The 26,330-nt window shown below is 70.7% G+C and carries 26 protein-coding genes and 1 pseudogene; 4 read left to right on the forward strand and 23 right to left on the reverse strand.

Features of this window, described 5'->3' with window-relative positions; genetic code table 11:
- Positions 1–66 precede the first annotated feature (66 nt).
- Genes ACQ86J_RS35810 through ACQ86J_RS35825 form a run of 4 tightly spaced genes read right to left on the reverse strand, consistent with a single transcriptional unit; the run spans position 67 to position 3,005 of the window.
- Positions 67–855, reverse strand: coding sequence for a copper resistance protein B (locus ACQ86J_RS35810; RefSeq protein ID WP_431269236.1), 789 nt, complete (start codon positions 853–855; stop codon positions 67–69).
- Positions 852–2,213 carry a copper resistance system multicopper oxidase gene (locus ACQ86J_RS35815; RefSeq protein WP_431272652.1) on the reverse strand — a complete coding sequence of 454 codons (1,362 nt, stop codon included), beginning with the start codon at positions 2,211–2,213 and terminating at the stop codon, positions 852–854. The genes ACQ86J_RS35810 and ACQ86J_RS35815 overlap by 4 nt, the downstream gene beginning before the upstream one ends.
- A complete protein-coding gene (locus ACQ86J_RS35820; protein WP_431269237.1) occupies positions 2,099–2,674 on the reverse strand; it encodes a multicopper oxidase domain-containing protein in 576 nt (191 codons plus the stop codon). The genes ACQ86J_RS35815 and ACQ86J_RS35820 overlap by 115 nt, the downstream gene beginning before the upstream one ends.
- A 52-nt stretch (positions 2,675–2,726) precedes the next feature.
- Positions 2,727–3,005, reverse strand: coding sequence for a hypothetical protein (locus tag ACQ86J_RS35825; RefSeq protein WP_431269238.1), 279 nt, complete (start codon positions 3,003–3,005; stop codon positions 2,727–2,729).
- A 568-nt stretch (positions 3,006–3,573) separates the two neighbouring features.
- Here ACQ86J_RS35825 and ACQ86J_RS35830 point away from each other — a divergent pair.
- A complete protein-coding gene (locus tag ACQ86J_RS35830) occupies positions 3,574–3,801 on the forward strand; it encodes a heavy-metal-associated domain-containing protein (protein ID WP_431272653.1) in 228 nt (75 codons plus the stop codon).
- 3 nt (positions 3,802–3,804) lie between these two features.
- The gene (locus ACQ86J_RS35835) at positions 3,805–5,172 is read left to right on the forward strand and encodes a DUF4396 domain-containing protein (protein ID WP_431269239.1); all 1,368 of its coding nucleotides are present in this window, start codon (positions 3,805–3,807) and stop codon (positions 5,170–5,172) included.
- A gap of 255 nt (positions 5,173–5,427) precedes the next feature.
- Here the strand turns inward: ACQ86J_RS35835 and ACQ86J_RS35840 are convergent, their stop codons facing one another.
- From ACQ86J_RS35840 to ACQ86J_RS35915, 16 genes and pseudogenes are all read right to left on the reverse strand, one after another.
- Positions 5,428–5,934, reverse strand: coding sequence for a class I SAM-dependent methyltransferase (locus tag ACQ86J_RS35840; protein ID WP_431269240.1), 507 nt, complete (start codon positions 5,932–5,934; stop codon positions 5,428–5,430).
- 105 nt (positions 5,935–6,039) lie between these two features.
- Positions 6,040–6,489, reverse strand: a complete 450-nt coding sequence (locus ACQ86J_RS35845; protein ID WP_431272654.1) for a MauE/DoxX family redox-associated membrane protein — start codon at positions 6,487–6,489, stop codon at positions 6,040–6,042.
- Positions 6,489–6,971 (reverse strand): hypothetical protein, encoded by a 483-nt coding sequence (locus ACQ86J_RS35850; protein WP_431269241.1) that lies wholly within the window; start codon positions 6,969–6,971, stop codon positions 6,489–6,491. Before ACQ86J_RS35850 ends, ACQ86J_RS35845 begins: the two co-directional genes overlap by 1 nt.
- A gap of 67 nt (positions 6,972–7,038) precedes the next feature.
- On the reverse strand, positions 7,039–7,311 hold the full coding sequence (locus ACQ86J_RS35855) for a hypothetical protein (protein ID WP_431269242.1): 273 nt from the start codon (positions 7,309–7,311) through the stop codon (positions 7,039–7,041).
- 82 nt (positions 7,312–7,393) lie between these two features.
- Positions 7,394–7,726, reverse strand: coding sequence for a hypothetical protein (locus ACQ86J_RS35860; RefSeq protein WP_431269243.1), 333 nt, complete (start codon positions 7,724–7,726; stop codon positions 7,394–7,396).
- Between the two features lie 1,928 nt (positions 7,727–9,654).
- Entirely contained in the window at positions 9,655–10,095 is a 441-nt protein-coding gene (locus ACQ86J_RS35865) for a DUF411 domain-containing protein (protein ID WP_431269244.1), read from the reverse strand.
- A gap of 32 nt (positions 10,096–10,127) precedes the next feature.
- Positions 10,128–11,393 (reverse strand): multicopper oxidase family protein, encoded by a 1,266-nt coding sequence (locus ACQ86J_RS35870; protein WP_431269245.1) that lies wholly within the window; start codon positions 11,391–11,393, stop codon positions 10,128–10,130.
- A 693-nt stretch (positions 11,394–12,086) separates the two neighbouring features.
- Positions 12,087–12,707, reverse strand: coding sequence for a thioredoxin family protein (locus ACQ86J_RS35875; protein ID WP_431272655.1), 621 nt, complete (start codon positions 12,705–12,707; stop codon positions 12,087–12,089).
- Positions 12,647–13,711, reverse strand: a complete 1,065-nt coding sequence (locus tag ACQ86J_RS35880) for a hypothetical protein (protein ID WP_431272781.1) — start codon at positions 13,709–13,711, stop codon at positions 12,647–12,649. Before ACQ86J_RS35880 ends, ACQ86J_RS35875 begins: the two co-directional genes overlap by 61 nt.
- A gap of 61 nt (positions 13,712–13,772) precedes the next feature.
- Positions 13,773–14,267 (reverse strand): annotated as a pseudogene (locus tag ACQ86J_RS35885) (protein-disulfide reductase DsbD domain-containing protein); the annotation flags it as partial.
- Complete coding sequence (locus tag ACQ86J_RS35890) at positions 14,264–17,428, reverse strand: efflux RND transporter permease subunit (RefSeq protein ID WP_431269246.1); 3,165 nt, start codon at positions 17,426–17,428, stop codon at positions 14,264–14,266. The gene ACQ86J_RS35890 and the pseudogene ACQ86J_RS35885, both read right to left, overlap by 4 nt.
- Positions 17,425–18,561 carry an efflux RND transporter periplasmic adaptor subunit gene (locus ACQ86J_RS35895; RefSeq protein ID WP_431269247.1) on the reverse strand — a complete coding sequence of 379 codons (1,137 nt, stop codon included), beginning with the start codon at positions 18,559–18,561 and terminating at the stop codon, positions 17,425–17,427. The genes ACQ86J_RS35890 and ACQ86J_RS35895 overlap by 4 nt, the downstream gene beginning before the upstream one ends.
- A gap of 477 nt (positions 18,562–19,038) precedes the next feature.
- Positions 19,039–20,346 carry a TolC family protein gene (locus ACQ86J_RS35900; protein ID WP_431269248.1) on the reverse strand — a complete coding sequence of 436 codons (1,308 nt, stop codon included), beginning with the start codon at positions 20,344–20,346 and terminating at the stop codon, positions 19,039–19,041.
- A gap of 15 nt (positions 20,347–20,361) precedes the next feature.
- Entirely contained in the window at positions 20,362–20,583 is a 222-nt protein-coding gene (locus tag ACQ86J_RS35905) for a FixH family protein (protein ID WP_431269249.1), read from the reverse strand.
- 23 nt (positions 20,584–20,606) lie between these two features.
- Positions 20,607–20,771 (reverse strand): hypothetical protein, encoded by a 165-nt coding sequence (locus tag ACQ86J_RS35910; protein WP_431269250.1) that lies wholly within the window; start codon positions 20,769–20,771, stop codon positions 20,607–20,609.
- A 166-nt stretch (positions 20,772–20,937) separates the two neighbouring features.
- Positions 20,938–21,303 (reverse strand): hypothetical protein, encoded by a 366-nt coding sequence (locus ACQ86J_RS35915; RefSeq protein WP_431269251.1) that lies wholly within the window; start codon positions 21,301–21,303, stop codon positions 20,938–20,940.
- A 233-nt stretch (positions 21,304–21,536) separates the two neighbouring features.
- On the opposite strand from ACQ86J_RS35915, the gene ACQ86J_RS35920 reads away from it, so the two are divergent.
- Together ACQ86J_RS35920 and ACQ86J_RS35925 are read left to right on the forward strand one after the other, a co-directional pair.
- Positions 21,537–22,184, forward strand: a complete 648-nt coding sequence (locus ACQ86J_RS35920) for a glycine zipper family protein (RefSeq protein WP_431269252.1) — start codon at positions 21,537–21,539, stop codon at positions 22,182–22,184.
- Positions 22,185–22,201: 17 nt separating this feature from the next.
- Positions 22,202–22,597, forward strand: coding sequence for a YnfA family protein (locus ACQ86J_RS35925; protein WP_431269253.1), 396 nt, complete (start codon positions 22,202–22,204; stop codon positions 22,595–22,597).
- Between the two features lie 47 nt (positions 22,598–22,644).
- On the opposite strand, the gene ACQ86J_RS35930 is transcribed toward ACQ86J_RS35925, so the two are convergent.
- The 3 genes from ACQ86J_RS35930 to ACQ86J_RS35940 all read right to left on the reverse strand — a co-directional run bounded on the left by ACQ86J_RS35930 (position 22,645) and on the right by ACQ86J_RS35940 (position 26,311).
- Positions 22,645–23,337, reverse strand: coding sequence for a sterol desaturase family protein (locus ACQ86J_RS35930; RefSeq protein WP_431269254.1), 693 nt, complete (start codon positions 23,335–23,337; stop codon positions 22,645–22,647).
- Between the two features lie 146 nt (positions 23,338–23,483).
- Positions 23,484–24,026 (reverse strand): copper chaperone PCu(A)C, encoded by a 543-nt coding sequence (locus ACQ86J_RS35935; RefSeq protein ID WP_431269255.1) that lies wholly within the window; start codon positions 24,024–24,026, stop codon positions 23,484–23,486.
- On the reverse strand, positions 24,023–26,311 hold the full coding sequence (locus ACQ86J_RS35940) for a heavy metal translocating P-type ATPase (RefSeq protein WP_431269256.1): 2,289 nt from the start codon (positions 26,309–26,311) through the stop codon (positions 24,023–24,025). The genes ACQ86J_RS35935 and ACQ86J_RS35940 overlap by 4 nt, the downstream gene beginning before the upstream one ends.
- Between the last annotated feature and the right edge of the window lie 19 nt (positions 26,312–26,330).

Genomic DNA, 26,330 nt, shown 5'->3' on the forward strand with positions numbered 1-26,330 from the left:
GGTCATCGGCAACTCGCTGCGCCTGCGGACCGTGCGGCTATGAGGTGGACGTGATGCGGCACCGAATCAGAACCATGTCCTGATGCCGACGAGGAAGCGGAGGTCGTCCGGATCGCGTCCCTCCTCGCGGCGGAGGTTGAGTGTCCCGCCGAAGTACCGCTGGTACGCAACGCCGATATAGGGCGAGATCTTGCGGGTGACGTCGTAGCGAAGCCGCAGGCCCATAGCGATGTCCGACAGGCCCGCCCCGACGCCACGGCTGCGGTCGATCTTGGTGTACCAGTTGGTCTCGAACTGGGGCTGCAGCACGAGCCGTTGGGTCAGGTACAGGTCATAGGACGCGTCGGTCCGCAGTGCGTAATGCCCCTTGTCGCTGGCGTACATCGTCGCCTCGACGTTCCAGAAGCCGATGGCGAGGCCCTGCACCCCAAGGGCCGCCCAGGTCCGCCCCGTGCTGTCGTCCAGATCGTAGCGCACCCCTGCCTGGAGGTCGAAGAACGTCGTGATCGGCCGGTCATAGAGCAACTCATGGTCGCCGTCCGAGACCCTGCCGCGGCGGTCCGCGTTGTAGCGCCCCTCGGACTTGAACCAGAGCCGGTTGTAGTCGGTACCGACCCAGGCTTGCCCGCTCCAGCGTAGGTAGGCGCCGTCGCCGATTCGCCCCTCGAGCTGGTTGAAGATGCCGTGGGCGTAAACCCGGTCGTCCCGGATCGGATTGCCGTAGGGCGCGGCGCCCTGCAGCGTGTCCGATCCCAGGCCGGTGCCGAACAGCCGCACTTGCGCCTTCGCCTGCGGCACGGCGACGAGAACGGCGAGGGCGGCCCAATGGGTCAGCAAGATATGCGCGCGCATCATGCGTTCCTCGGCAGCACGCGGACGGTGCGGAACATGCCCGCCTCGAAGTGATAGAGCACGTGGCAGTGCAGTGGCCACTGGCCGGTCGCCACCGGCGTGACCAGCATGCTGATGTCCTCGCTGGGCTGAACGTTTACGGTGTGTAGGTAGGGGCAGTGGTCGCCCTGGCCGTTTTCCAGCACCATCCACATGCCGTGCAGGTGGAAGGGGTGGTTCATCATCGTGTCATTGATGAAGCGGAGCCGGAAACGCTCGCCGAGCGTCACGTCGATCGGGCCGACCTCGGAGAATTTTTTGCCATCAAGACCCCAGATGAACCGCCGCATGTTCCCTGTGATGTGCAACAGGATCTCCCGCGTCGGGGCGCGCCGGTCCACGCCTGGCTGGATCGAGCGGAGGTCGGCATAGGTGAGCACCCGTCGATTCAGGTGGTTGAGGCCGTCGCCCGGAAGGTCGAGCCGTCGCGTCGGCGTCCGGGCCACGAACAGGCTCTCCACGCCCGTCCCGGGCGAGTTCGGTGGGTTCTCGGTCCTCGGTTGCCCGCTTGGCCTCCTCGCAGCAGGCATCCCGTGGCCGCCATGCATGGAAGGCATCAGGCCGCCGATGCGCAAGCTGTTGTCGGTGGGTGAAGCCCCGATCTGGGCAGGCGCCATGCCGGGCATCCCCATGTCGGTCATGGTGCGCAGCGGGCGGTCGTCCATCGGCGGGATCAGCGCCTCCATGCCATCCCGCGGCGCGAGCGTGGCGCGCCCGTAGCCGCTGCGGTCCATGCTCTGGACGAAGATGGTGTAGGCCCGGTCATCGCGCGGCTGCACGATGATGTCGTAGGTCTCGGCGACGCCGATGCGGAACTGCTCCACCGGCACGGGGACCACGTCGTTGCCGTGCGCGTGCACGACATCCATGGTGAGGCCCGGCAGGCTGACGTCGTAGAAGCTGACCGCCGAGGCGTTGATGAAGCGCAGCCGCACCCGCTCTCCGGGGCGGAACAGCGCGGTCCAGTTGGCCTCCGGTGGGAAGCCGTTGACCAGGTAGGTGTAGGTGTAGCTGGTCGGCGCCTGCACGTCGGTGGGGTCCATCAGCATGTCGGCCCAGCGCAGGCGCTCCGAAACCGCGGCGCCGAGGCCGCTCCGCGCCGCGTCCGAGACGAAGGTGCCGAGCGTGCGCTTGTGGAAGTTGTACATGTCGCTTTGTTGCTTGAAGTTGTTGGCGATGACCTGCGGATCCTCGTCCGTCCAATCGCTCAGGATGACCGCATAGTCGCGGTCGGCCTTGACCAGCGGCTCGCCCGCCGGATCGATGATGAGTGCGCCGTAGGCTCCTTCTGCTCCTGGAAGCCCATGTGGCTGTGGTACCAGTAGGTGCCGCTTTGCAGCACCGGAAAGCGGTAGGTGAAGGTCTCGCCCGGCTTGATGCCCGGGAATTGCAGGCCAGGCACACCGTCCATCGGATTCGGCAGAATGATGCCGTGCCAGTGGAAACCGGTTGTTTCAGGCATGTGGTTGGTCAGGTTGATGGTGACGACGTCGCCTTCGCGCCAGCGCAGCGTTGGAGCCAGGACGCCGCCGTTCACGGCGTTGGCCCAGGATCGCGTGCCGGTCTTGTTGATGGGCTGCCGGTCCACGGTCAGGTCGAACTCCCGGCCGGGCCGCACGGTGGGCTCGTCCGGACTGGTCAGCGTAAAGGCGGCACGGGCACGGGCACCCGCCGCTGCTGCGACACCGGGGTAGCCGCCCAGCAAGCCTGCGCCGCCGATCGCCGCCGTTCCTTGCAAGAGACTGCGACGGCTAAAGCCAGCGCGCGTTGCCGTTGGGTTCATCGGAAGGTCTCCCTGGATTGCATCAGCCCATGGCGCTTGGCGTCATCCCGGCTCACCGCTCGGCTCGAACGGAGTTGCCGGGCTGCGTGCCCATCGTTCGCTGCAACTGGTCGCACCGCGTCCGAAGATCCTGGTCGGCGCCTGAGAGGTCGCTCGAGGAGTTGTTCTCGATGGTGCCGCAGGTGCGCAGCATGGACGCGAGGTCAGGGCCCTCGACGCCTAGAACGCCATACCCCTTGATTGGGCCGGACGCGGTCTGCCGTGACGAACCTGGAGCCTGCGTGGGCGACGAGCAGGCCGCCAGCGCAAAGGCGAGGGCAGTCAGGGCCATCGCTGGGCAGCGGCGTCGCCGATGCTCTTGCTGCGACGGCACCCCGGTCGAGGGAGGCGTTCGCGCCGTTCATCCAGACAGGGTGATGCGACCAGGGTCGCTCGCGACGGTTCAGAAGCTGGTGCGCGCCTCGGCTGACTTCGAGGGCCAACCGGCGGTGGCCTGTCCCCGACAGTGGAGCGGGCCTTCCCGCCCCGTGCGCTGGCTCTCCAATAGGCGGCTGGAAAGACATGGACACAGGCCCCCGTCCATCACTCGTTCTTGGTTGCGCATGAACGCGACGAGGGGAATGCGTTTGCCACCGCGAATATTTCAAAGTTTGTCCGGGTGCTGCGCTCTGGCGCCCCGTGACGTTGGACGCGGCGGTGCCCCGCCAGCACTCACCGCCGTCCAATCCCGCTGGTACGAGCGTGTCCGCGCCGCCTTGGGTATTGACCTTCCCACGATGGGAATCACCACCTCAGCTCCAACAACATCCAGGGAATCGAAGATGACCGAAGCCACTACGACCCAGCGCGTTGGGCTGTCCGGCCAGGACAGGGACTGCGCCATCCTCTCCATTGGCGGCATGACCTGCGGGTCCTGCGCCAATGCCGTCCACCGTGCGCTGTCCGCCGTTCCAGGCGCCGTCAGCGTCGATGTCGAGCTCGGGGCGGCCCGTGCCATGGTTCGGGGCAGCGCGCGACCGGAGGACTTGCTTGCCGCCGTGAGAGGAGCCGGGTACCGAGCCGCCATGGGGCCGGATGGGCTACCCGGGAGAGCGCCAAAGGCAGGCGGTTGCGGATGCGGGTGCTGACCGATGGTTCCGAGCTGGCTGCACGACCTGTCCATCGCCGCCCTGTTGCTCGGGGCCATCTGCGCCGCGGTCATTGCGGCCAACGTCATCCGCCATCCCCAGCACATGGGGATCATGAACGTCGTTTGGCCGGTGACGGCGCTGTTCGGGACCGTCGTCACGCTGTGGGGCTACTTCACCTATGGCCGCCTCGCCACGCGCGAGCGGGCGCACGCGGCGATGGAGTGCCACGAGGAGATGCCGAGCAAGCGGGAGACGCCCTTCCCGGTGATGGTCGGCAAGGGCGCCAGCCACTGCGGAAGCGGCTGCACCCTCGGCGACATCCTCGCCGAGTGGCTGGTCTTCTTCGTGCCCGCGATCGCTGTCTGGTTCGGCTGGCACAGCCTGTTCGGTGAGAAGATGTATGCCGTTTGGATCGTCGATTACATCTTTGCCTTCGCGCTCGGGATCGCCTTCCAATACTTCACCATCAAGCCGATGCGGAACCTGTCGGTCGGTGAGGGGCTCTTCCAGGCGCTCAAGGCGGACACCCTGTCGCTGACGGCGTGGCAGGTCGGTATGTACGGCTTCATGGCCTTCGCCAGCTTTTACCTCTTCCGCCATCTCCTCTGGGGTGAGGCTCGAGACCAACTCGGTCGAGTTCTGGTTCATGATGCAGATCGCCATGGTTTGCGGGTTTGTCACCTCTTATCCGGTGAACTGGTGGCTCATCCGCAAGGGCATCAAGGAGAAGATGTAGACCGGACGTGCCTCGCGCACGGGGCGCTTTGCGCGGGCGCCACGCGCTTGAGCCACGCGTATGAAAGGCGGGAGCAGCCCGAGCCGTTCCCGCCCACTCGCTCAGCGACCCTGCGGGCGGGCGCCGGGCTGCATTCCGGACATCCCGCCCATCTGGCTGTCCATCTGGTCGCAGTGTGTCATCATCGCCTGCATGTCGGCGCTCATCGTGGCGCCCGGCCGCATCTGCTGACGCATCTGGGCGCAGTGGGACATCATCTGCTCCATGCTCATGCCGGACATGCTGTGCCCCTGCATGCCGGACATCCCGGACATGCTGTGGCCCGCCATGCCCTGAGAGCCCATGCCGGACATGCCGCCGGTCTGCTGCGCGGGCGGGGGGCTCTGCTGCTGGGCGCAGGCCGCGAGCGACAGGCCAAGCGCCAGCGCGAGGCCGGTGCTTCGAAGCGCTTTAGTATCGATCATCCCGGCGTGTCTCCTTGGTTGCCGTATGCGCCGCTGTTGGTGGCCAAGGCGCGAGCGGACGCCTGTGGCCCGCCTCGTTGCGGGGAACGCTACCGTATCCGGGAAGATGCCGAGTGCCCCCGTCCCGCGCGCCCAAGCTGTGTGACAAAGCATGAAAGCGGCCCTTGACCCTCCCACGGAGGCAGACCCCACCTTCGTGAGTGGCCCACCGTGGACCAGGAGGAAGTCGCCGATGCCGGACGCACCGCTACTCGAGGACCAGGTTCTGGCCGCTCTCGAGCACGCCTTGCGGGAGCGGCGCGAGGACGTTGCCGAGCATCTGTTGCGCGCCCTTGAGGCGCTCTGCCCCGACGCCGCACCGGGCTCGCCGCTGGGCGAGGCCTGCCTCGCGGTAGAGGCACCGCGGCGAAACCGACGCGGACGTCAGTCCGGCCGAGCCCGGCCCTCGTAGATGAAGGTCAGGGCCTTCGGACCTGGCAGGTAGCCGGTCTTCACGTTATCCACGCGGAACCCGGCGGCGCGTACAAGGTCGTCCATCTTGCGGTTCAAGTGGCATCCACCCGCGATGCATCGCCAGGCGGGCGTGAGCCTGTCCTGCCACCAGCGGACGCCCCGGTCGGGCGCGCGGCCGTGCTCGACGAAGAGCAGCGCGCCGCCGGGCCGCAGGACTCGGCGCGCCTCCCGCAGCGCCGCAGCGGGGTCGCTGACGCTGCACATGGTCCAGGTGGTCACGACGGTGTCGACGCTGCGGTCGTCGAGGGGCAGCCGCTCGCCTGCCGCCCCGACGAGTTCGACCGGAAAGCGTGCCCCTCGGGACCGCTCCTGCGCCATCCGGAGGAGTTGGGGAGACGGATCGACGCCGACCACCGAGGTGACGTCGGGCCCGTAGAAGCCAAGGTTCAGGCCGGAGCCGATCCCGAGTTCCAGCACTCCGACCCGAGGCGGCGAGCCCGACCCGCTGGCGGTAGGGCACGAGTTCGCGGTTCCGCATGGCGAGCGTCAGCAGCCGAGGAAGGACGAAGCGTTCGTACACGTTCATCGCCACTGCCTCACTCCAGGTCGGGCTCCCAGGACAATCGCAAGGGCGACAGCGAACAGGATCCCGTCTTCGACAAGCGTCAGCGGTGTCAGGCGCCGCGCGAGGAACACGCCGAAGCAGCCGCAGTTGGGAATGTTGAGCCCACGCGCCAGAGCCAAGGCCGCCCAGACAAAAAATGCCAGGTGCAGCAAGGCCGCCAGGGACGCTGCCCAAGCCAGGCGCCATCCGGACAGCAACCACACCGCAAGGCCCAGCTCGGTGACACTGAGCGTGGTTCCTGCCGCGAAGCTCAGGGCATCCGGAAGCACCCGGTAGGATGCAACAATATCGGCGAAGCCATGGAGGTCGAGCAGTTTGCCAAGCCCGGTTGCAACCAGGACGGCGGCCAGCACGCATCGCAGCGCTGTCACCCATGACGGATGCACCGCGGCCCGTTCCCCGACCATCACGACGTTGCCGCCGCGGCCGTTGCCTTCCGGGTTGCGCCCGCGCGGTGGGCTAGGTGTAGGGCCAGCGCGGGAACGATGACCCACTGCAGCAGGGGCGAAACGCCCACCTCGAACCCGAAGACCGGCACGACCGGCATCAGCTCGGAGTAGGCCCAGCTCTCGCGGACGACGATGTTCAGCCACTCGCTGAAGGCGGTGTAGCCGAGTCCGAACGCCACGGTGAGCGCGGCGACCGCCCCAAACCGCCGGACGGGCCAGTCCCGGTGCCCGGCAAGCACGAGGCCAAGGGCGAGAGAGGCGAGCGCGATGAGGAGGTCGCCGAACGTGCAGTGGACCACCGCAAACAGCTTCCCACCCGCGGTCCCGGTCCGCCAAAGCGTGTAGAGCGGAAGGTGGGCCGCCTCCCATGCGAGGTCGCCCGCGGCGACGGTCAGCAGGTAGGCACGTAGCGCGGAGAGCCAGTTCGGGTAGCCGGTCACAGGCAGTGGTCCTCCTTGCTGGCGTCGGGCCCCGCCACCCATGCCTTGGGCGGCGGGAGCCGTTCGGTCAGCCGTGGCCGGGCTGCGCGTCACGCGGGGTGGGCGGGGAGCGTTGCATGCCCTCCATCATCCGGTTGCAGTTCTCCATCATGCGGTTCATCTGCGTCGGGTCCATCTGACCCATCATCCCGCCATGGCCCATCATGCCACCTTGCCCCATCATGCCCTGGTCGGGGGCGTTCTGCGGCGCCGGAGCTTGCGGCGTCTGGGACTGGCTTCCCTGCGCGAGGGCCGCCGCCGTGCCGAGGGTGGTGGCGAGCAGGACCGCTGCAGTAGTCATGGAAATGCACTTCGTCATCATATCTGGTCTCCCTGAATCGGTTCTGGCGCAGGCGGCGCCTGCAAAGCCGAGGTTGCACACGTCAGTGGGACGGGCTGGCGTTCGTGTTTGCGGCGTCGGGCTTGGCCGAGGCGTTCCCGTCGGAGCCACCGTGGCCCTTCATGCACATCGCCATCATCGCGGCGCAGGGCAGAGTGTAGAGCAGCGGCAGCACCGCCGCCGCTCCAAGCCAGGCCCACCCGGCCAGGAGCCCGGTCGCTGCGAGTGCGGCCGCCAGGGCGAGGAGGCCACTGCGCCCCCGCAAGAACGCTGGGGCATTGGCCCAAATGGCGGAAACCCTCGATGGTCGGCCGCTGTCGTCGCGCGGGACGGGCGCGTTCATGGCGAGGTCCCGCGTGGGGGTGGAGGTGTTCATCTTTCGAATCCGTTCGCTGTGCCGCGTGGCGCGGCGTGTGGGAGTGGTCGTCCTGGGGAACCGGCGGCGCGTCTTGGCCCGGAGCCACCCTGGCGGGCGGCCCCAGCGGTCAGGCGAACGGAATGGGAGGATCGAGGATGGGTTCGACGGAACGCCCCTCGCAGACGTCCGTGCCGATCCAGTAAGCAATGGCGGTCCAGACCGACGGCTCCGCCGAGATCGCAGGGACAGGCAAATTGGCAAGGAGACGCAGCCGAGCGCGTCGACGCAGCCAGGCATCATCTTGCAGGGCGCAGGTGCCTGTGCGCCGCCGGAAGATGCTTGATGGTCCGCGTTGGTCATGTGCATCGTGTCGCACGGAACCGCGGACGTCGCCTGGACCGTCGGTGCCCCGACCAGAGCGACGGCGACCAGGATGGCAAGCAGCGGCCTGAGAAGGCGGAGCACCATGGCTGCGACTTGGCCAAAGGGTGCGAGCGGTTCAAGGCGCGGGCCGCCCGGCTCCGCGGCTAGCCGCGCCCACGGCGCGAGAATCATCCCATACAGGATCCTGAAGCCGCTCATTCGGACTTCCTGTCGATCACGCGGTCGCCGCATCCAGGACCCGCCGCGCGAGACGGCGTCCACCGGCAGCTAACAGACTGGATCAGCGACGGCGCGAGGTGAACTGCCGTGCGCTTTCGTCTCCGATGCTCCGTGTGCATCCCGGCCGTCCTCGCGCCAGCCACGTTCTTCTCCATGGTGTTGGAGTAAGTGCGGCCGAAGCATCCGGGCTTCCCACATGGTAGGGTCAAGAGGATTTCCTCCTGCATGGCGCGGTCCGACCGACATTCTCACAACTCCTCCCTATGCCAACCAAGACGTGGGCCGAACGCATCCCGGCGATGCTGCTGGTCGCTGTGGCATTCCGGGTGGGCGGCCCAAACGGGCCCGCGTTGCCTGCCGCGCCCGCCAGCACCAGCGGCGCCTCGGATGGCACCACACCGCCCTGCTGCCAGTTTTGCAGCGGCGCACTACCCCACTGGGCCGGTGACCGGCGCTGGGATTGACAGCCCCAGCGGCTCGGCATGTGGATGTCCGGATACAAGGACATCGCGTCGTGGATGGCGGCCTCGGTCGGCCCGGGCGAGGACAACGGCGCGTTCCGCCTTCAGGCCGAGCTGCCGATAACAGGCGAGTGGAGCCTGTCTCTCACGGCCCGGGTGCCGGGCGTGGCACAGCCCGTGCGCGGCACAGTCAGGATTTGGGCCTCCTAAGTTCCGGCCGCCTTCTGCCGAGCGCTCATCGGATCTGCTCTTGGCGGACGCGAAGCTCACGGTCGTCGGGGGACTGCAACCCCGAGGCCAAGTCGCCCGGGGCTGCACTCCGAGTGCGGCGTGGGTCACCGGCCACGCGAGAGCAGGTACTTCAGAAGCGCCGCGATGCCGAGCGCCAGCAGCGCGATGATGAGGAGCCACACGAGGCCCATGCCCCACATCATCCCGTCCATCATGCCGTGCATTGTGGCGTGCCTCCTGCCCACGAAGCGAGCCACGTGAACCACGTCGCCACATTCATCCGCGGTTTGAAGCGGGTGCCCGCTGCCGCCATTGCTGGTTCGGGCGCCCGCCATTCCCACCGCCCGGCCTGCCCTGCATCATCCGGCCGCACATCTGTGCCACCTCGCCCCGGCCCATGTGGCCGCCCGTCATCCCGGAGCCGCTCATGTGAGGGCGTTCCATCATGCCACCGCGCTGCGCGAGCGCCGGGACGGCGAGCGTGGCAGCCCCGAGCAGGGCGGAGGCCGCGAGCAAGTGCTTTGGGATCCTCGTCATGATTAGCCTCCGTCAGCTGCTTCGGGCGTGAATCTCGCGGGCGCGGTACCGCGCCTGCGGGGTGGGCTCGATCGCGCGCGGCTCCGTTTGGTGGGTGGTCATCGACAGGTTTCCTCAGATCGTCATGTAGACGCTGGTGCCGCCGTCCCGGGCGACTGCGTGGATGGTGAACGGCTCACGCTTGTGCCCCACCATTCCCGGCGAGCCGGGCGGCATGCCCGGCAGGGTGATCGCCCGAAGCGACGGCCGCTCGGCCAGAAGCCTGCGGATGGCTTCGACGGGGACGTGGCCCTCGACGACGTAGCCCTCGACGACCGCGATGTGGCAGCCGTCCAGCTCCTCGGGAACCCCCGCCTCGCGGCTCATCGTCGCCAAATCGTGGGTCGGCCGCACGTCGACTGCGAAGCCGTTCCGCCTGAGGTAAGCCGCGTAGTCTTCGCAGCAGCCGCATTCCGGGCTCTTGTGGAGCGTGACCTGCGTGGGCGCGCTCGCCAGCGCGGGCAGCGGGGCGCAAACAGCCGCCAGCAGTGCGGCCCGGCGTGAGATCGGCGTCATGCTCTGTCTCCTCTTGTGTTTCATGTGTCGTTTCAGGCAACGCGGATGATTGTCATTAGACCGCTGACCTGGTGGTCCATGACGTGGCAGTGCAGCATCCAGTCGCCCGGGTTGTCGGCGACGAAGGCGACCTCAATGGATTCGCGCGGCGGCACCAGCACCGTGTCGCCCCAGATCGCTCCCGTGCCCGGCGAAGCCGTGCGGTCGAGCACCCTGAAGCTGTGCCCGTGCAGGTGCATCGGGTGCCACCAGGCGGTCTCGTTCCGGAGCGTCAGCGCGCAGGTGCGGCCGCGGGCCAGCGTCAGGAGCGGCGGCATTCCCGCATGGCCGTCGCCGGTCATGGACATGCCGTTGATGGCCCATGCCGCCCCGCGCATGCCCATGCCACCCATCATGCCCATGCCGCCCATCATCCCGCCCTGGAGGACGAGCTCGTGCCGCGCCGCCGAGGCCATGTCGGGCCGCGGCAGCGGATTGGGCGGCAGGCGCATCGGGGCGTCCAGCGGATGCTCGCGCAGCGGCGCTCCGGGCTCGTAGGCGAGAGTGACGAGCTCGTAGGCGAGGCGGTCGTAGAAATCGTCGATGACGGCGTGGCGGCTCCCCGACCGGCCCGTCATGTCCAGAATGATGTCGGCGCGCATTGCGGGGCCGAGCAGCAGCCGCCCGCCTGCAGGTTCGTGCGGCTCGCAAGGCTGGCCGTCGAGCGCGACGACGACGGGCCGGTGCCCCTCGAACCGCAGCGCCACAATCTGCGCGGTCGCCGCGTTGACGATGCGCAGCCGCACCCGCTCGCCCGCGCGGACGGGCACCGCATCGGGAACCCGGCCGTTGACGGTGACCGTGTTGCCGACGCGGCCCGCCATCGCCGCCTCCATGCGGCCGCCGAAGCCCGGGGCGACCTGGGCGTCGCGCGTCAGGCGCCAGTCCTGGATGACCCAGAGCAGCTCGCGGTCCACCCGGGCCGGCTCGGCCTCCTCGACGATCAGCGCCCCGGCCAGCCCGCGCCCCATCTGGACAAGGCTGTTATCGTGCGGGTGGTACCAGAAGGTTCCTGCGTCGGGCGGCGTGAACTCGTACGCGAAGCTCTCGCCGGGCCTGATGGGTGGCTGGGTCAGCCCGGGCACGCCGTCCATGGCGTTGGGCAGGCGGATGCCGTGCCAGTGCACGGTCGTGTTCTCGTCCAGGCGGTTCTCGACGACGGCGCGGAACCTCGTCCCCTGGCGGACTCGCAGCACGGGCCCGGGGACCGAGCCGCCGTAGGCCCACACGGCCGTGGCGGGGTAGTCGTCGCCGACCATCGGCGCGCGAGCCGATGCGGCGGTCAGCCGCAGGGAAGCGGGCGCGCTCGTGGCGGCCGCGGCATGTCCCCTGGCGGGAAGCCCACCCGCCAGTGCGAGGGCGCCGCCCGCCTTCCAGAATTGCCGCCGGGTCAGCTCCAGCGGTGTGGTGATTGGCATGGTCCCTGTCCTCGTCATGCCGACGCAGCCGCTCGAGGGCGGGTGCGTGGCGCGGGCCCGGCGAAGGCCGAACCCATGGAACTCCAGCCGCGGCCCGCAGTGGCGGGCCGCGGTTAGACGAGGAAGGAGGGTCTGGGCGGGAAGGGGTCGGGCGGAGGCGTCATGCCCCGCTGGCTCGTGGGTGCCCATGCCGCGTACTCGAAAGCGACAGCGGCGGGCGCGTCCAGGACCGTCGGGGTCGGCAGTCCGATGACGGCACCCGAGCAGGCGAGGGCACCGCAGGGCATCATCTTTGCGCCGCCGTCGCCGCCAGGCATCTTGGCCGCGCAGTCGCCGCAGGGCTGGCCGGGGACTCCCGCCATCATGGTGCCGCCGGGCATGGGCATCGCCGATGCAGTGCCCGGCAGCGCCGTCGCCAGCATGAAGGCGAGGGCGGTCAGGACCAACACCAGGCGCCGGAGGACGGGCATACCCATGACCGGACGATATGTCCCTCGGCATCCGCCCTGCAAGGTCATGCCTGCCCGACCCTCCTCACTGCGACGACACCAGGTCGGCTCCGCGGGCACGCCGGAGCGCGTCCAGCACCGCCTCCCGGGTCAGGACCTCGGACAGGAGAATCCCCCGCGGGGCACTGGGGCCGTAGACCGCGTTGAAGGGAATGCCGAAGCGGTCGTTTCTGGCGAGGTAGTCGGAGATCCGGGCGTCCGGGCGGGTCCAGTCGGCGCGCATGGCGACCACACCCGGCCCGGCCAGGGCCGCCGCCACCTCGGGCCGCGCCAGAACCAGGGCGTCGTTGACCTTGCAGTTGGCGCACCAGTCCGCGGTCACGTCCACGAAGACAACCTTGCCCTCGGCCACGAGACGCCGGAGGGCCGCCTCGTCGAGGGGCGCCCAGGCCGTCGCCGCGGCGCTTGGCGGCGGCGCCGTAAACACGACGGCCGCGGTTCCGGCTCCGAGCAGGGCCAGGAGGGCCACCGCCGCGGCAGCGGGTGCGCCGATCCGCGGTTTGAGCGCCACCGCCCCGGTCAGCACCGCCAGCGCAGCCGCCACCGCGCCCGCGGCCTGCCAGGAGGTCTGGGCGGCCAGCACGGTCAGCAGCCAAACCGCCGTCCCCGCCAGGGCCATGGCCAGCACCAGCCGGAGCGCGAGCATCCACCGCCCCGACCTCGGCAGGAGGCGGACGAGACCGGGGAAGGCGGCGCCCAGGAAGTGCGGCGCGGCCAGTCCCGCCCCCAGGGCACCGAAGATGGCCAGGATCTCGGCCGGGCCCCGCGCCAGCGCGAAGCCGACAGCCGTGCCGACGAATGGGGCTGAGCACGGCGTCGCCAGCACCGTCGTGAACGCCCCGGCGGCGAAGCTGCCCGCGAGCCCGTCCCCGCCCGGGCGGCCCAGCGCGTTGCCAGGCGCGACGGCAGCCGGATCTCGAGCAACCCGGCGAGGCTTGCCGCGAAGACGGTGACGGCGGCCGCCATCGCCACGAGGAAAATCGGTTGCTGGAACTGCATGCCCCAGCCGACGGCGACCCCGGCGGCCTTCAGGGCGGCCAGCGCGCCGCCGAGGACGAGCATGGAGGCGACGACGCCCGCCGCCGTGGCCAGAAAGCCCAGGCGGACCTGGCGCCGCGCCCGCCCCTGATGCCGCAGCGCGGCCATCAGCTTCAGGCTGAGCACCGGCAAGACGCAGGGCATCAGGTTGAGGACCAGGCCGCCGAGCAGCGCCAGCCCGAGGAACGGCAGCAGGTTGCCCCATCCTGGGCGGGCGGTGCCCGCCGCGACCGCGCCCCGGGTCTCCGCCGCCCGCGGCCCGTCGAGGACGGTCACCGTCACGCCCGTGCCGGGCATGCCGACCGCGTCCGGCCCCGAGGTGACGGGCAGCACCGCCGTGGCGGTCCCGCGGTCGGCGCCGAAGGAGAATCCCGGCTTCCCGAAGGTCCACCTGTCGCTCTCGATGATGATGTCCGGCGCCGAGAGCGGCTGCCGCGAGGAGATCCGGACCTCGAGGGCGGCCGGGTTCCCGGGGACCGCGGCGACGCCGTCCACAGCGAGCCCGGACCGCGAGCCGTCGTCCGGTACCCGGGCATCGTGGCGGGCGATGAGGTTTGCCGCCTCCGGGTCCACCGCCACCGTGCCCACTGGCAGGTCGAGCGAGAGCTTCAAGGCTCTTCGGGACGCAGACGGTGCTGCAGACAAGGAGGTCGAGCCTGCCCCGGAGCGCGACCGGCTCGCCGGGCCGCTCGGGGCGGACAGTGAGCGGGAAGACGACCTCGTCGAGGTAGCCAAAGGTCTCGAGACCAAACAGCGTGAAGCGGGTGGGTGCGGGCCAGCGCCACTCCACCGCGGCGACGTTCGCCGAGCGGGACCAGTCCACCGTGGGCGCCGCCCCGGCGTCCCCTGGCGACCGCCAGTAGGTGTCCCAGCCCTCGGCCATGGAGACCTGGAGTCCGGCGCGGATTTCCTTTTCGGCCCCGGCGGCGTCGGCCGCCGCGAGCAGGCGCGCGCGCATGGTGTCCCCGGGTGCCCACGGGCCACTCGCCGCCCGCGGCGCCGCGACGGGCCACAGCAGTGCGAGCGCGAGGAGCGGCCTGCCGAGCCAGCGCCGGGCCGCTGCCCTGACACCGACGCATTTGTCCTTCGACGAGCGCATGACGTGTCCCTTGCGGCGAGTGTCGTGAGGCTGTGTGCGCTCGCGACCCGGGGCGGCCTCCCAGGTCATTCCGCCGCCCTCGCCAGTGGTTGTGTCCCGTGAGCCGTCGCCGCCTCGGCCCGCGGCAGGCGCCAGCCCTTCACGAGGCCGTAGATGGCCGGGATAACGAGGAGGGTCAGCACCGTCGATGACACCATACCGCCGACCATCGGGACGGCGATGCGCTGCATGAGCTTCGAGCCCGTGCCGGTGCTCCAGAGGATCGGCACCAGCCCGGCCATGATGGCCGTGACCGTCATCATCTTCGGCCGCACCCGCTCGACGGCACCCTCCATGATGGCTTGGCGCAGGTCGGGTTGGGTCAACGGCCGCCCCGCGGCGCAGCACCGCTCTTGCACCTCGGCGAGCGCGTGGTCGAGATAGATGAGCATGATGACACCGGTTTCCGCTGCAACCCCGGCCAGTGCGATGAAGCCGACCGCGACGGCGACTGAGAGGTTGAAGTGCATCAGGTGCATCAGCCAGACGCCGCCGACGAGGGCGAAGGGCACCGAGAGCATGACGATGAACGTCTCGGTTAGCCTTCCGAAGTTCAGGTAGAGCAGCACGAAGATGACGAGCAGCGTGACGGGCACGACGACGGCCAGCTTCGCCTTCGCGCGCTGCATGTACTCGAACTGGCCGCTCCACTCGACGTGGTAGCCGGGCGGCATCCGCACCCGTTCCGCGACGGCCCGCTGTGCGTCGGCGACGTAGCCGCCGACGTCGCGGCCGTGCATGTCAACGTAGACGTAGTTCACCAGCTGCGCGTTCTCGGTCCGGATGGTTGGCGGGCCGCGCCGCAGCTGAACGGCCGCCAGCTGGCCCAGGGGGATGGCGGCACCCTGCATGCCCTGGACCAGCACCTGCTCGGCGATGCCCTGCGGGTCGCTCCGCAGGCCGCGCGGATAGCGGACGTTCACCGTGTAGCGGGCGCGGCCCTCGACTGTGGTGGTGACCGGCTCGCCGCCGAGTGCGATGGCAATGGTCTCCTGCAGGTCGCCGACGGTCAGGCCGTAGCGGGCCAGCGCCGCCCGGTCGGGCTCGATCTCCAGGTAGTAGCCACCCTCGACCCGCTCGGCGAAGGCGCTGGTCGTGCCGGGCACTGTCCGGACCGCGGCCTCGACCTCGCGCGAGAGCCGGTCGATGCCCGCGAGGTCCGGGCCGTAGACCTTGACGCCGACCGGTGTGCGGATGCCGGTCGAGAGCATGTCGATGCGGGCTTTGATCGGCATCGTCCAGGCGTTGCTGACGCCGGGCATCCGCAGCGCCGCATCCATTTCGGCGATCAGGGAGTCCACGGTGACGCCCGGACGCCACTCGGCAGGCGGCTTGAGGTTGACGATGGTCTCGATCATCTCGGTCGGCGCCGGGTCCGTCGCGGTCGCCGCCCGGCCCGCCTTGCCGTAGACGCTCGCCACCTCCGGGAAGCTCCGGATGACGCGATTCTGGGTCTGGAGCAGCTCGGCGGCCTTGGTGACGGACAGGCCAGGCAGGCTGACCGGCATGTACATCAGCGTCCCCTCGTTCAGCGTCGGCATGAACTCGCTGCCGAGCCTGGCCAGCGGCCAGGCGGTCGCGCCAACCGCGAGCAGCGCCAGGAGGATGGTCAGGGTCTTGGCCCGGAGGACGCCCGCGATGAGGGGACGGTAGAGCCAGATGAGCAACCGGTTCACAGGGTTCCGGCGCTCGGGCAGGATGCGGCCGCGGATGAACAGCAGCATCAGCACCGGCACGAGGGTAACCGACAGCAGCGCGCCAGCCGCCATGGCGAAGGTCTTGGTGAAGGCGAGCGGCCGGAACATCCGCCCCTCCTGGTCCTCAAGGGTGAAGACCGGCAGAAAGGAAACGGTGATGACGGCCAAGCTGAAGAACAGCGCCGGGCCGACCTCGACCGCCGCTTCGGTCAGCACCCGGGCACGCGGCGCGCCCGGCTCCGCCCGCTCCAGGTGCTTGTGGGCGTTCTCGATCATGACGATGGCCGCGTCCACCATGGCGCCGAGTGCGATGGCGATGCCGCCGAGCGACATGATGTTCGAGCTGAGCCCGAGCGCGTGCAGCAGGGCCATGGCGATGAGGACGCCGACGGGCAGCATCAGGATGGCCACGAGGGCACTGCGGACGTGCAGTAGGAAGACCACGCAGACCAGCGCGACGATGACGCTCTCCTCCAAGAGGGTGTGCTTCAGGGTCTCGATGGCGCGCCCGATGAGGTCGGAGCGGTCGTAGACTGCGGAGACGCTCACCCCTTCAGGCAGGCTGCCCGCGATCTCGGTGAGCCGCCGCTTGACGCTCTCGATGACGGTGAGCGCGTTCTGGCCCTCGCGCTGGAGGGTGATGCCGCTGACCACCTCGCCCTCGCCGTTGAGTTCGGCGATGCCGCGCCGCTCCTCAGGGCCGAGCTCGACCCGGGCGATGTCGCGCAGCAGTACGGGGACGCCGTTCTGCATTGTCAGGACAATCTGTTCGATGTCCTGGGTTCCGCGCAGGTAGCCACGGCCGCGGACGAGATACTCGGTCTCTGCCATTTCGACCGAGCGGCCGCCGACGTCGCGATTGCTGGCGCGGATGGCCTCGGTGATGCGCGAGAGCGGGATGCGGTAGGCCTGGAGTTTCTGCGGGTCAACCACGACCTGGTACTGCTGGACGAAGCCGCCGACGCTGGCGACCTCGGCCACCCCATCTGCTCGGGCGAGCTGGTAGCGCAGGAACCAGTCCTGGATGGACCGCAGCTCGGCTAAGGTGCGCTGCGCGCCCGTGACAACATACTGGTAGACCCAGCCAACGCCGGTGGCGTCCGGTCCGAGCGAGGGCGTCACGCCCGCGGGCAGACGCCGGGCGGCTTGGCTGAGGTACTCAAGCACCCGGCTGCGGGCCCAGTAGAGGTCGGTGCCGTCCTCGAACACCACGTAGACGAAGGATGAGCCGAAGAAGGAGAAGCCGCGCACCGTCTTCGACCGCGGCACCGTCAATAGCGCCGTGGTCAGCGGATAGGTGACCTGGTCTTCGACCACCTGCGGCGCCTGCCCGGGGTAGTCCGTGTAGACGATGACCTGGACGTCGGAGAGGTCCGGGATGGCGTCGAGCGGCGTGTTGCGGACCGCCCAGACCCCGGCACCGACCAGGAACAGCGTGGCGAGAAGCACAAGGAAAGGGTTGGCCGCCGACCAACGAATGGCGCGGGCGATCATGGCCGCTGGCCCTCCTGTGGGGTGGGCGGCGGGGGCGCCGCGAACGCCTGGAGCGCGGCCCGCAGGTTGCTCTCGGCATCGATAAGGAAGTTGGCGCCGACGACCACCCGATCGCCCGCCCTGATTCCTTGACGGATCTCGACTTGGCCGTCTGCCCGACGGCCGGTCTGGACGGCGCGCGGCTCGTAGCGGCCCGGCGACCGCTCGACGAGCACGACCTGCCGCGTCCCGCTGTCGAGCACCGCGGAGTCCGGCACGGCGACCACCGGCGCGGACCCGAGGAGGGCCGCAATCTCGACGGTCGCGTACATGTCCGGCTTGAGCAGCTGCTCCGGGTTCGGGATCTCAATGCGCACCCTGGCCGTGCGCGTGGCCGCGTTCAGGGTCGGGTAGACGAAGGTGACCTTTCCGGCGAGGCGCCGGTCCGGGTAGGCGGTCATGGCGATACTGGCCTCCTGGCCGGGCGCGACGAGACCCAGGTCCTGCTCGAAGACGTCGGCCAGCAGCCAGACGGTCGAGAGGTCGGCTATGCGGTAGAGCGCGTCGCCTGGGGCGAAGCGCATGCCCTGCAACGCAGTCTTTTCCAGGACCACGCCGTCCATCGGCGAGGTCAGGGTGAGTGTGCGGCCGATCGCGCCGGTGCGCCGCAGGCGGGCGACTTCCTCGGCGGGCAGGTCGAAGTTGCGCAGCCGCGCCAGCGCGGCAGCCGCGATGCCCGAGCTGCCACTGCGCATGGCGGGGTCGGCGTGCGCCATGGCGCCCTCCGCCTGCCGGGCGATGACATACTCCTGCTCGGCTGCCGCCAGCTCGGGGCTGTAGACCTCGAATAGGGGCTGGCCGCGGCGCACCGGCTGCCCCGTCTCGTTGACGAGGAGCTTCTGGATCCAGCCCTCGAAGCGTGGCGCCACGACGGTCAGCCGACGCTCGTCGACGGCGATGGTGCCGACCGCCCGGATGGAGCGGGTCATGGTTCGCTCGGCCGCCGCCTCGGTGCGGACGCCGAGCATCTGCACCCGCTCCGGACTGACCGTGACCGTGCCCGCGGGCTGCCTGGCTTCGTCTTCGTAGACGGGGATGTAATCCATCCCCATCGAGTCCTTCTTGGGCGCCGGTGATGTGTCGGGCAGGCCCATCGGATTGCGGTAGTAGAGGATCCGGCCACGTCCTCTGGGGACGCCGGGGCAGGTGCCGCGGACTGGGACGGTGCGCCGGTGTCCTCGTAGACGGGGACGAAGTCCCGCCCGTCGGTGATTTTTCTCGGGGTGGCCGAATACTCGGGCCTGCCGGACGGGTCCTGGTAGTAGAGCGGGCGGCGCGCCGGGACCGCGGACGCCGGTGCAGCCGGTGCTGAAGCGGTCGCCGGCGCGGGTGGCGCCGCGTCGCCGTCCTCGTAGACGGGGGCGTAATCGCGGCCCTGCGAATCCTTCTTGGGGGTCGGAGAGAAGTCCGGCCCTCCCGAAGGATCGCGGTAGTAGAGCGGCTGGCGCGCGGGGGCTGCTGCGCCGCCGCCGCGCCGGGGGCAAGGAGACGTCGAGACGGTCCCGCCAGCCAGAAGCCCGCCACCGCGGTCGCCACGGCAAGCACGCAGACGCCGCCAAGGAGGCGCCGGTTCACAGGTCGCCTCCGACGAGCCGTTCAATGAGAGCCAGCTGGCGCTGCCCATCGAACTCGGCCGAGAGGAGCTGCAGGCGGAAGTCGGCGAGGTCGTGCTGCGCCCGCAGGACGGAGGCGAGGTCCACCCGGCCGAAGCCGTACCCGGCAGCCCCGGAGCGCACGAGCGCCTCGGCCTGCGGCAGGAGCTGGCGGCGGATGAGGTCGGCGGTCCGGCGGCTGCCCTCGAAGCCCGCCACGGCCTCGGCGAGGTCGCTCCGGATCTGCTGCTCGCGCGCCTCCAGCCGGGCCCGCGCCGCCCCGGCCTGGGCACCGGCCTCTGCCGCCTGCGCCTCGCGCAGTCCCCACTGGAGCGGGACCTTGAACGCGACCCACGCCTGGTATCCGGGCGGGCCAAAGCCCGAGCGGTCGATGGCCGACGCGCCCAGGGTGACGTCCGGGTACCAGTTCCGGTCCGTGAGTCTGCGGTTGGTCTCGGCGCCGCGAACGGCGGAGGCGTCGGCCGCCAGCATCGGGTTGGTGCCCCTGGCGCGCCCGGCCAGCTGGGCGGCGTCCAGGGTGCGCGCGTCGGGGAGCGGGCGCAGGCGCTCGGGCCGAGTCAGCGGCGCGTCGGTCGGGCGGACTAGGAGCGCGTTCAGCTGCCCCTGCGCGCTGCGGAGCGCCGCCTCGAGGCGGACGATCTCGGTCGCCACCCGCGTGGTCTCGACTTCGGCCCGGAACACCTCCTGCTGCTCACCACGGCCCTGGGCGTAGCGCTCCCGGGCCACCTGCGAGACGCCGTGGATAGCCCGATGCAACTCCTCCGTCCGGTGGACCGCTTCGTAGGAGGTGTAGTAGCGGGCGAAGGCGACCTTCACCCGGTCGGTCAACTCGACCTCGGCCGCCTGGGCCTGCGCCATCCTCTGGCCAACCTCGGCCCGGGCGACCTGGCGCCGTAGGTCGCGCCTGCCCCAGAGCGGGATCTCCTGCTGGAACGAGTAGATCATCTTGTTCGGCCGCGGCCCCGAGGTCCGATCGACGTCGTCCGACATCACTTGGACCTGCGGATCAGGCAGCGACCCGGCGACGGTGACGCGTGCCCGGGCGGCAGCGGTGTCGAGCGCGCGGGCCGCCAGCTCCGGGCTGAGCTTGGTGGGCGACGGCGAGGACGCTCTCCAGTGTGGCCCCGGGGAGTTCTCCCCGCGGCACGCTGCGCCGTCCTGGTTTGGGCCTGACCCGGCCCGGCCAGGAGAGCGAGCGTCAGGCTGAGCGCGAGGGTCGCGCCGGGCCCTCGCCCGGCGCGCCTCGGGGAGCGCAGCGGCCCCCATGCAGGGCGCGCCATCTCATTGGGCCGCGTTGAAGTTGACCGTGGCGCGCACCGTCTCCGGCTCGCCCTGGACCTTGGCGGCCAGCGTCAGCGCCCAACCTCCGGCCATGCCGGTGTCTACCTGGAACCGGTAGGTGCCCGGCTGCTGGGCGGCCTGCAGGGCGACGTTGCCGGTCATGGTCGGCATGCCCGCGGGCGCCATGTCGGCCCTGGTCTGGAAGACGACCGCGTCCGGCATCGGCCTGCCGTCCCGGACCCGCACTAGGCGGACGGTGACGTCGGTCTTACCCGGTCCGGCGGCCGCGCGCTGGCCAGTTCGAAGCGGTAGTCGCTGGCGGCCGCAAAGGCGCCAGTGGCGAGGAGGGCGAGCGCGAGCATGGTGGCGGCGCCGAGCACGGCCGCGCGCAGGAGCTTGGAGAACATCATGTTGTCCCATTCCGTCGGACGCCCACGGACGAGGGCGAGCGGCTGGTTGCGTCTGGAGGAATCCGCTCTCCCGATGCCGGACACGCCGCAAAACCGTTGAGGCCGGGTGCGCCAGAGACCGGAGAGGGCAGGGGAAGCCGCGGCGCGTGGGCGCGGGCGGCTCAGCTCAGACGAAGCGGATGGGAGGCCCGAGATAGGGCTTGAGGGAGACGCCGTCGACCAGCCGGACGGACTGCCAGTAGGCCACCCGGGACCAAGCCAGACCCGAGACGGCAGGCGCGTGAGGCACCGGGATGCCGACCACGAAAATGCAGCCCATGTCGGTCATGCACCCGGGCACCTTGTCCTTGCATGGATCCGACTCTTGAGTGTCGTGACAGGGCATCGCCGCGCCGTCGTCCCCCATGTCGGCCATCATGGCCACGACTGCCGTGTCCACCTGCGAGGACGGCAGGTTCTGCACCAGACCGGCGCCGAGGAAGGCGCAGACCGTGATGATAGCGACGACCAGCCTGGCGACCCGGGAGAGCATGGCGTCAACATAGCCCTGTGTGGGTGGGGGTAGAAGGGCCTCGGTCAGAGCGGCCGATGCGCTGGGACCGTCCGCGGGTCAGGGTGTGGAACCCAGGGAGATCTGAGACTGGGCGGATGGTGGCTTCGAGCGTTGCTCGCCCAACCATACAGAACCCCCAATCCGGAAGGACGTTTTTCTTACAAACCCGCCCGGCCCGGACGAGCCGCGAAGCGGGCCGGAGAAACGCCGCCATGCCGGGCCTCAGATCTTCCGCCGCACTCGCCGGGGCGATCGCCCTCAGCGCCTGTACCGTCGCGCCACCGACGGGTCCCAGCGTCTTGGTGCTCCCGCCAGAGGGCAAGAACCTCGCGCAGTTCCAGGGCGAGGACGCCGTCTGCCGTGGCAGCGCGCAGCAGCAGATCGGCTACGGCTCGCCCCAGCAGGCGGCGAGCCAGAGCGCGGTGGGCAGCGTCGCCGCCGGCACGGTGCTCGGCACCGCCGCGGGCGCCCTGGTCGGGGCGGCGGGCGGCAACGCCGGGGCGGGCGCCGCGATCGGCGCCGGGGGTGGCCTGCTGGCGGGCTCCGCGGTCGGAGCCGGGAACGCGCAGGCATCGGCGGGCGGCCTGCAACAGCGGTACGACGCGGCCTACCTGCAGTGCATGGCCGCGAGCGGCAACAGGGCGGCGGCGACAACCACGGCGGGCACGCCCTACCTCTACGGCCCGAGCACCTACTGGGGCCCCTCGTACTGGGGTGCGCCGTCCTACTACGGCCCCTATTGGGGTGCGCCGACGGTTAGCCTCGGCTTTTTCGGGGGCGGCTGGGGCCATCGCCACTTCGGCCATCACCACCACTTCGGCGGCCATCGCCACTTCGGGGGGCACGGCCATCGCCATTAGCCGGGTTTGCTCCGGCGGTGGCGAGCGGAGGGTTGCCGAAGGACCGCGGCGTTGTATGGCGGGCGCATGGTCACCATCCTCGCCTACATCGGCGCCGCGTTGCCGAAATCGCCGGTTGCTTTGCCTACTGGATTTGGCGGCGCCCGGATCAGACGGTCTGGTGGCTCGTGCCCGGCATGCTGTCCCTGGCCGCGTTCGGCTACCTGCTGACTTTGGAGGACAGCGACGCCGCCGAGCGCGCCTCCGCCGCCTGCAGCGGGGTCTACATCGACGCATCGCTGTTCTGGCTCTGGGCCGTCGAGCGGCGGCGGCCTGACCACTGGGATCTTGTGGGGGCGCCGTCTGCCTTACTGACGCGGCGCTCATACTCTGGGCGCCGCGCTCGGCCTGACCGGCGCCCTCTGCCGCACTGATGGCTTCGACTTCGTCCGACATCGGTCCTCCTGCTCGGACCTGGAAATCATGCGCGGGTGCGGGTGCCCTCGGTGGCCGCGGAACGCGGATCGGAAGCGTTGCGGCGGAGCGGCTGCAGCAGCATGCGGTCGAGCCGCCGCTCGCGGGACTCGCGGAAGCGGTCGATGTCGATAGTCAGGCCCTGGTGTCCGGCCTTGGGCTGGGCGCGGTAGGTGCCGAACAGGCGGTCCCACCAGGGAAGGTTGAAGCCGAAATTGCTGTGGGTCTCTCGCCGCAGCACGGAGTGGTGGACGCGGTGCATCTCCGGCGTGACCAGCCAGCGCAGGACGCGGTCCAGCCGTCCCGGCAGGTGGATGTTGCCGTGATTGAACATCGACGTCGCGTTCAGCAACACCTCCAAGGCGAGCACAGCCAGCGGCGGCACGCCGAGGGCGATGACCACAGCCGACTTGATGAGCATGGACAGGACGATCTCGACGGGGTGGAAGCGCACGCCCGTGGTGACGTCGAACTCGAGGTCGGCGTGGTGCATCCGGTGCAGCCGCCACAGCACTGGCACGTGGTGGAAGGCGACGTGCTGGGCGTAGATGGCGAGGTCAAGGACGAGGACGGAGAGAGGCACGACGACCCAGCCCGGCGCCTGTAGGACGTTCAGCGCGCCCCAGCCCTTGGCCTGCGCGAGCATCGCCATGCCAACAGCCCCGGCGGGGAACAGGACGCGCACCACGAGCGTGGCCACGACCACAACGCCAAGGTTGCTTGGCCAGCGCCATCGGCGGCTGACGGTCTGCGGCGCCCGCCGGGGCACAATAGCGGCAGCACCGTCGCGGTGATGCGGATCGTCGACCTGCTGCCCGGCTAACGGCGCGGGACGGCCGTTCCCGCCTAGCCCTCGGGGCGGCCGCCCGGCGCGTGGTCGCCGTGCCCGCCGCCAGCCGCGGCGGGACGGCGCGCGCCCGCGGCCTCGACCGTCATCTCCACCCGTACGTCACCTGCGCGCTCGAAGGTCAGCGTCAGTGGCACGCGCTCGCCCCGGGCGAAGGGATGCGTCGGGCCGACCAGCATCAGATGCACGCCGCCGCCGTCCGGCTCCAAGCGCACGATCCCGCCGGGCGGGACGGCGACGCCGCCCTCCACCGGCCGCATGCGCATAACGCCGCCCTCCATCGTGGTCTCGTGCATCTCGACCGCGCGCGCGTCCGGCGAGGAGGCGGACAGCAGCCGGTCGGGCGCGGCGCCACGGTTCCGGAGCGCGACGTAGGCGATTGCGGTCTGGGCGGTCGGGCCGGTGGCGCGCGTCCAGGCGCGCTCGACCTCAATTACGGATCCACTCGGCTGCTGGGCGGCCGAAGGCCGGAGCGGCGCAAGGATCGGCAGCAGCGCCGCTACGGCCAGCAGGAGGCGACGACGTGGCGGTTCGCGGGTCATGCGGGAGCTTCCGTCGATGGCCCGGGGACCGCCGCCGGACGCCAGCGCAGCATCCGCAGCGCGTTCGCAGTGACCAGCACCGTGGCCCCGGTGTCGGCCAGGATGGCGATCCAGAGCCCGGTCACCCCCGCCAGCGTCGTCACGAGAAAAAGCGCCTTTAAGCCGAGCGCAATGCCGACATTCTGCCGGATGTTGGCGACCGTCGCCCGCGAGAGCGCGACAAGTTCGGCCACGCCCATGACACGCTCGCGCACAAGGGCGGCGTCGGCCGCCTCCAGGGCCACGTCGGTGCCGCCGCCCATGGCGACGCCGACCGAGGCGGCGGCGAGGGCGGGCGCGTCGTTGATGCCGTCGCCCACCATCACGACGGGGCCGTCCGCCTTCATGGCCTCGATGACGCGCAACTTGTCCTCGGGCAGCAGTTGCGCACGCACCTCCATGCCGAGTGCGCCTGCCACGGCACGCCCGGTGCGCTCGTTGTCGCCGGTCAGCATCACCGGCGTGACCCCAAGCCCGCGCAGCGCGGCCATGCCCGCCGCCGCGTCCTCGCGCGGCTCGTCGCGGAAGGCGAGCAGCCCGAGCGGCGCGCCGCCCGAGAGCACGGCGACCACGGTCTTGCCCTCCGCCTCTAGCGCCTCGATGCGGGCCGCCGCGGCCGCGGGCAGCGCGGCCCCGGCCTCGGCGGCGTGGCGCGGGCTGCCGACCTCGACGCGCCTGCCCTCCACTGTGGCGAACACCGCCTTGCCGGGCACGGTGCCCGCCTCCGTCGCGGGCGGCGGCGCGATGCCGTGCGCCGCGGCCGCTTCGACGACGGAGCGCGCCAGCGGGTGCGAGGAGCCCGCCTCGACCGCCGCGGCGGACCGCAGCACGGCAGCGTCGTCGGCACCTGCCGCGAGGGGGACGACGTCGGTCACGCGCGGCCGCCCGGCCGTCAGGGTGCCGGTCTTGTCGAAGGCGACGGTGCGCGCGGCGCCGATGGCCTCCAGCGCCGCCCCGCCCTTCACCAGGAGCCCGCGCCGCGCCCCGGCGGAGAGGCCGGAGGCGACGGCGGCCGGGACCGAGATGACCAGCGCGCAGGGGCAGGCGACCAGCAGTAGCGCCAATCCGCGGTAGGTCCAGGTCCACCAGTCCCCGCCGAAGAGGAGCGGCGGGACCAGGATGGTCAGCAGCGCCGCGCCCATGGCGCCCGGCGTCCACCAGCGGGCGAAGCGCTCGACGAGGCGCTGGGTCGGCGCCCGCGAGGCGGTGGCCTCCTCGACCATGCGGGCGATGCGGGCGAGCGTGTTGTCGGCCGCCGCGCGGGTGACGCGGACGCGCAGGTTGCCGTCGGCGTTTACCGACCCGGCCAGCACCGGCTCGCCGGGTCCGCGCGGGACCGGCACGCTCTCCCCGGTTACTGGGCTCTCGTCGAGCGAGGACCGGCCCTCGATGATCTCGCCGTCGCAGGGCACCCGGTCCCCGGGCCGGACCCGCACGAGGTCGCCGACCCCGAGGCGCTCGGCCGGGACCGCCTCGACCGCGCCGTCCGCCCGCTCCCGCCGGGCGGTGCGCGGGATGAGCTCGACCAGGGCGCGGATGCCCGCCCGCGCCCGACCGGCGGCGACGTTCTCCAACAGCTCGCCCAGGGCGAAGAGGAAGACGACGACGGCGGCCTCCTCGGCCGCCCCGATCGCCACCGCGCCGAGCGCGGCGACGCACATCAGGGTCTCAATGGAGAAGGGGTTGCCAGCCCGAGCGAGGGCGACGGCACGGCGGCCGAAGGGCCAGAGGGCGACCAGCGTGGCGGCGAGGTAGATCCAGTAGGCCTCGCGCGGCAGCAGGTGCGACAGCCCCCAGGCCGCCGCGACCAGCGCGCCGAGGCCGAGGACGAGCCTGCCCTTGGCGGTCTGCCACCAGCGTCTGCCCTCGGCGGCCTCGTCGTCGTCCTCGTCGCCGTGGGCATGCAGGAAGGCTTCGCCCCGGGCATGGGCCTCGGAGGCGGCCTCGCGCGCCCGGTGGGTGGCCGGGGCGCCGGGCGGCGCCAAGCGGGTCGCCGGGTGGCCGATTGCGGCGAGTCGCCGCTCTACCGTCTCGGGTGTCGCCTCCGGCCCGGCCGAACGGTCGAGGCGGAGCGTCAGCCGCTCGCCCATCAGGTTGGCCTCGACGGCGGAGACGCCCGGCATCCGGGCCAGGGCACCCTCGACCTTGGCGACGCAGGAGGCGCAGTCCATGCCCTCGAGCCGCCAGGCCAGCGCCTCCCCGCCATCCGGCAGGGTCGTCCCAGCCCGCTGCACCCCGTCCGCCATCGTCAGCCTCCATGATCGT

This window comes from Dankookia sp. P2, assembly GCF_050632255.1.
In the GTDB taxonomy this organism is placed as follows: Bacteria; Pseudomonadota; Alphaproteobacteria; order Acetobacterales; family Acetobacteraceae; genus Paracraurococcus.

What these genes read in the sequence shown, in the direction of transcription:
- ACQ86J_RS35915 (WP_431269251.1), bottom strand. Translation starts at nt 21,303, where the DNA reads ATGCTCTCCCGGGTCGCCAGGCTGGTCGTCGCTATCATCACGGTCTGC.
- ACQ86J_RS35830 (WP_431272653.1), top strand. Translation starts at nt 3,574, where the DNA reads ATGACCTGCGGGTCCTGCGCCAATGCCGTCCACCGTGCGCTGTCCGCC.
- ACQ86J_RS35825 (WP_431269238.1), bottom strand. Translation starts at nt 3,005, where the DNA reads ATGGCCCTGACTGCCCTCGCCTTTGCGCTGGCGGCCTGCTCGTCGCCC.
- ACQ86J_RS35920 (WP_431269252.1), top strand. Translation starts at nt 21,537, where the DNA reads ATGCCGGGCCTCAGATCTTCCGCCGCACTCGCCGGGGCGATCGCCCTC.
- ACQ86J_RS35905 (WP_431269249.1), bottom strand. Translation starts at nt 20,583, where the DNA reads ATGCCGGACGCGGTCGTCTTCCAGACCAGGGCCGACATGGCGCCCGCG.
- ACQ86J_RS35940 (WP_431269256.1), bottom strand. Translation starts at nt 26,311, where the DNA reads ATGGCGGACGGGGTGCAGCGGGCTGGGACGACCCTGCCGGATGGCGGG.
- ACQ86J_RS35870 (WP_431269245.1), bottom strand. Translation starts at nt 11,393, where the DNA reads ATGGTCGGCGACGACTACCCCGCCACGGCCGTGTGGGCCTACGGCGGC.
- ACQ86J_RS35860 (WP_431269243.1), bottom strand. Translation starts at nt 7,726, where the DNA reads ATGAACACCTCCACCCCCACGCGGGACCTCGCCATGAACGCGCCCGTC.
- ACQ86J_RS35890 (WP_431269246.1), bottom strand. Translation starts at nt 17,428, where the DNA reads ATGATCGCCCGCGCCATTCGTTGGTCGGCGGCCAACCCTTTCCTTGTG.
- ACQ86J_RS35875 (WP_431272655.1), bottom strand. Translation starts at nt 12,707, where the DNA reads ATGCTCGCGCTCCGGCTGGTGCTGGCCATGGCCCTGGCGGGGACGGCG.
- ACQ86J_RS35900 (WP_431269248.1), bottom strand. Translation starts at nt 20,346, where the DNA reads ATGGGGGCCGCTGCGCTCCCCGAGGCGCGCCGGGCGAGGGCCCGGCGC.
- ACQ86J_RS35910 (WP_431269250.1), bottom strand. Translation starts at nt 20,771, where the DNA reads ATGATGTTCTCCAAGCTCCTGCGCGCGGCCGTGCTCGGCGCCGCCACC.
- ACQ86J_RS35845 (WP_431272654.1), bottom strand. Translation starts at nt 6,489, where the DNA reads ATGGTCGGGGAACGGGCCGCGGTGCATCCGTCATGGGTGACAGCGCTG.
- ACQ86J_RS35855 (WP_431269242.1), bottom strand. Translation starts at nt 7,311, where the DNA reads ATGACTACTGCAGCGGTCCTGCTCGCCACCACCCTCGGCACGGCGGCG.
- ACQ86J_RS35810 (WP_431269236.1), bottom strand. Translation starts at nt 855, where the DNA reads ATGATGCGCGCGCATATCTTGCTGACCCATTGGGCCGCCCTCGCCGTT.
- ACQ86J_RS35835 (WP_431269239.1), top strand. Translation starts at nt 3,805, where the DNA reads ATGGTTCCGAGCTGGCTGCACGACCTGTCCATCGCCGCCCTGTTGCTC.
- ACQ86J_RS35895 (WP_431269247.1), bottom strand. Translation starts at nt 18,561, where the DNA reads ATGGGCCTGCCCGACACATCACCGGCGCCCAAGAAGGACTCGATGGGG.
- ACQ86J_RS35935 (WP_431269255.1), bottom strand. Translation starts at nt 24,026, where the DNA reads ATGACCCGCGAACCGCCACGTCGTCGCCTCCTGCTGGCCGTAGCGGCG.
- ACQ86J_RS35865 (WP_431269244.1), bottom strand. Translation starts at nt 10,095, where the DNA reads ATGACGCCGATCTCACGCCGGGCCGCACTGCTGGCGGCTGTTTGCGCC.
- ACQ86J_RS35820 (WP_431269237.1), bottom strand. Translation starts at nt 2,674, where the DNA reads ATGAACCCAACGGCAACGCGCGCTGGCTTTAGCCGTCGCAGTCTCTTG.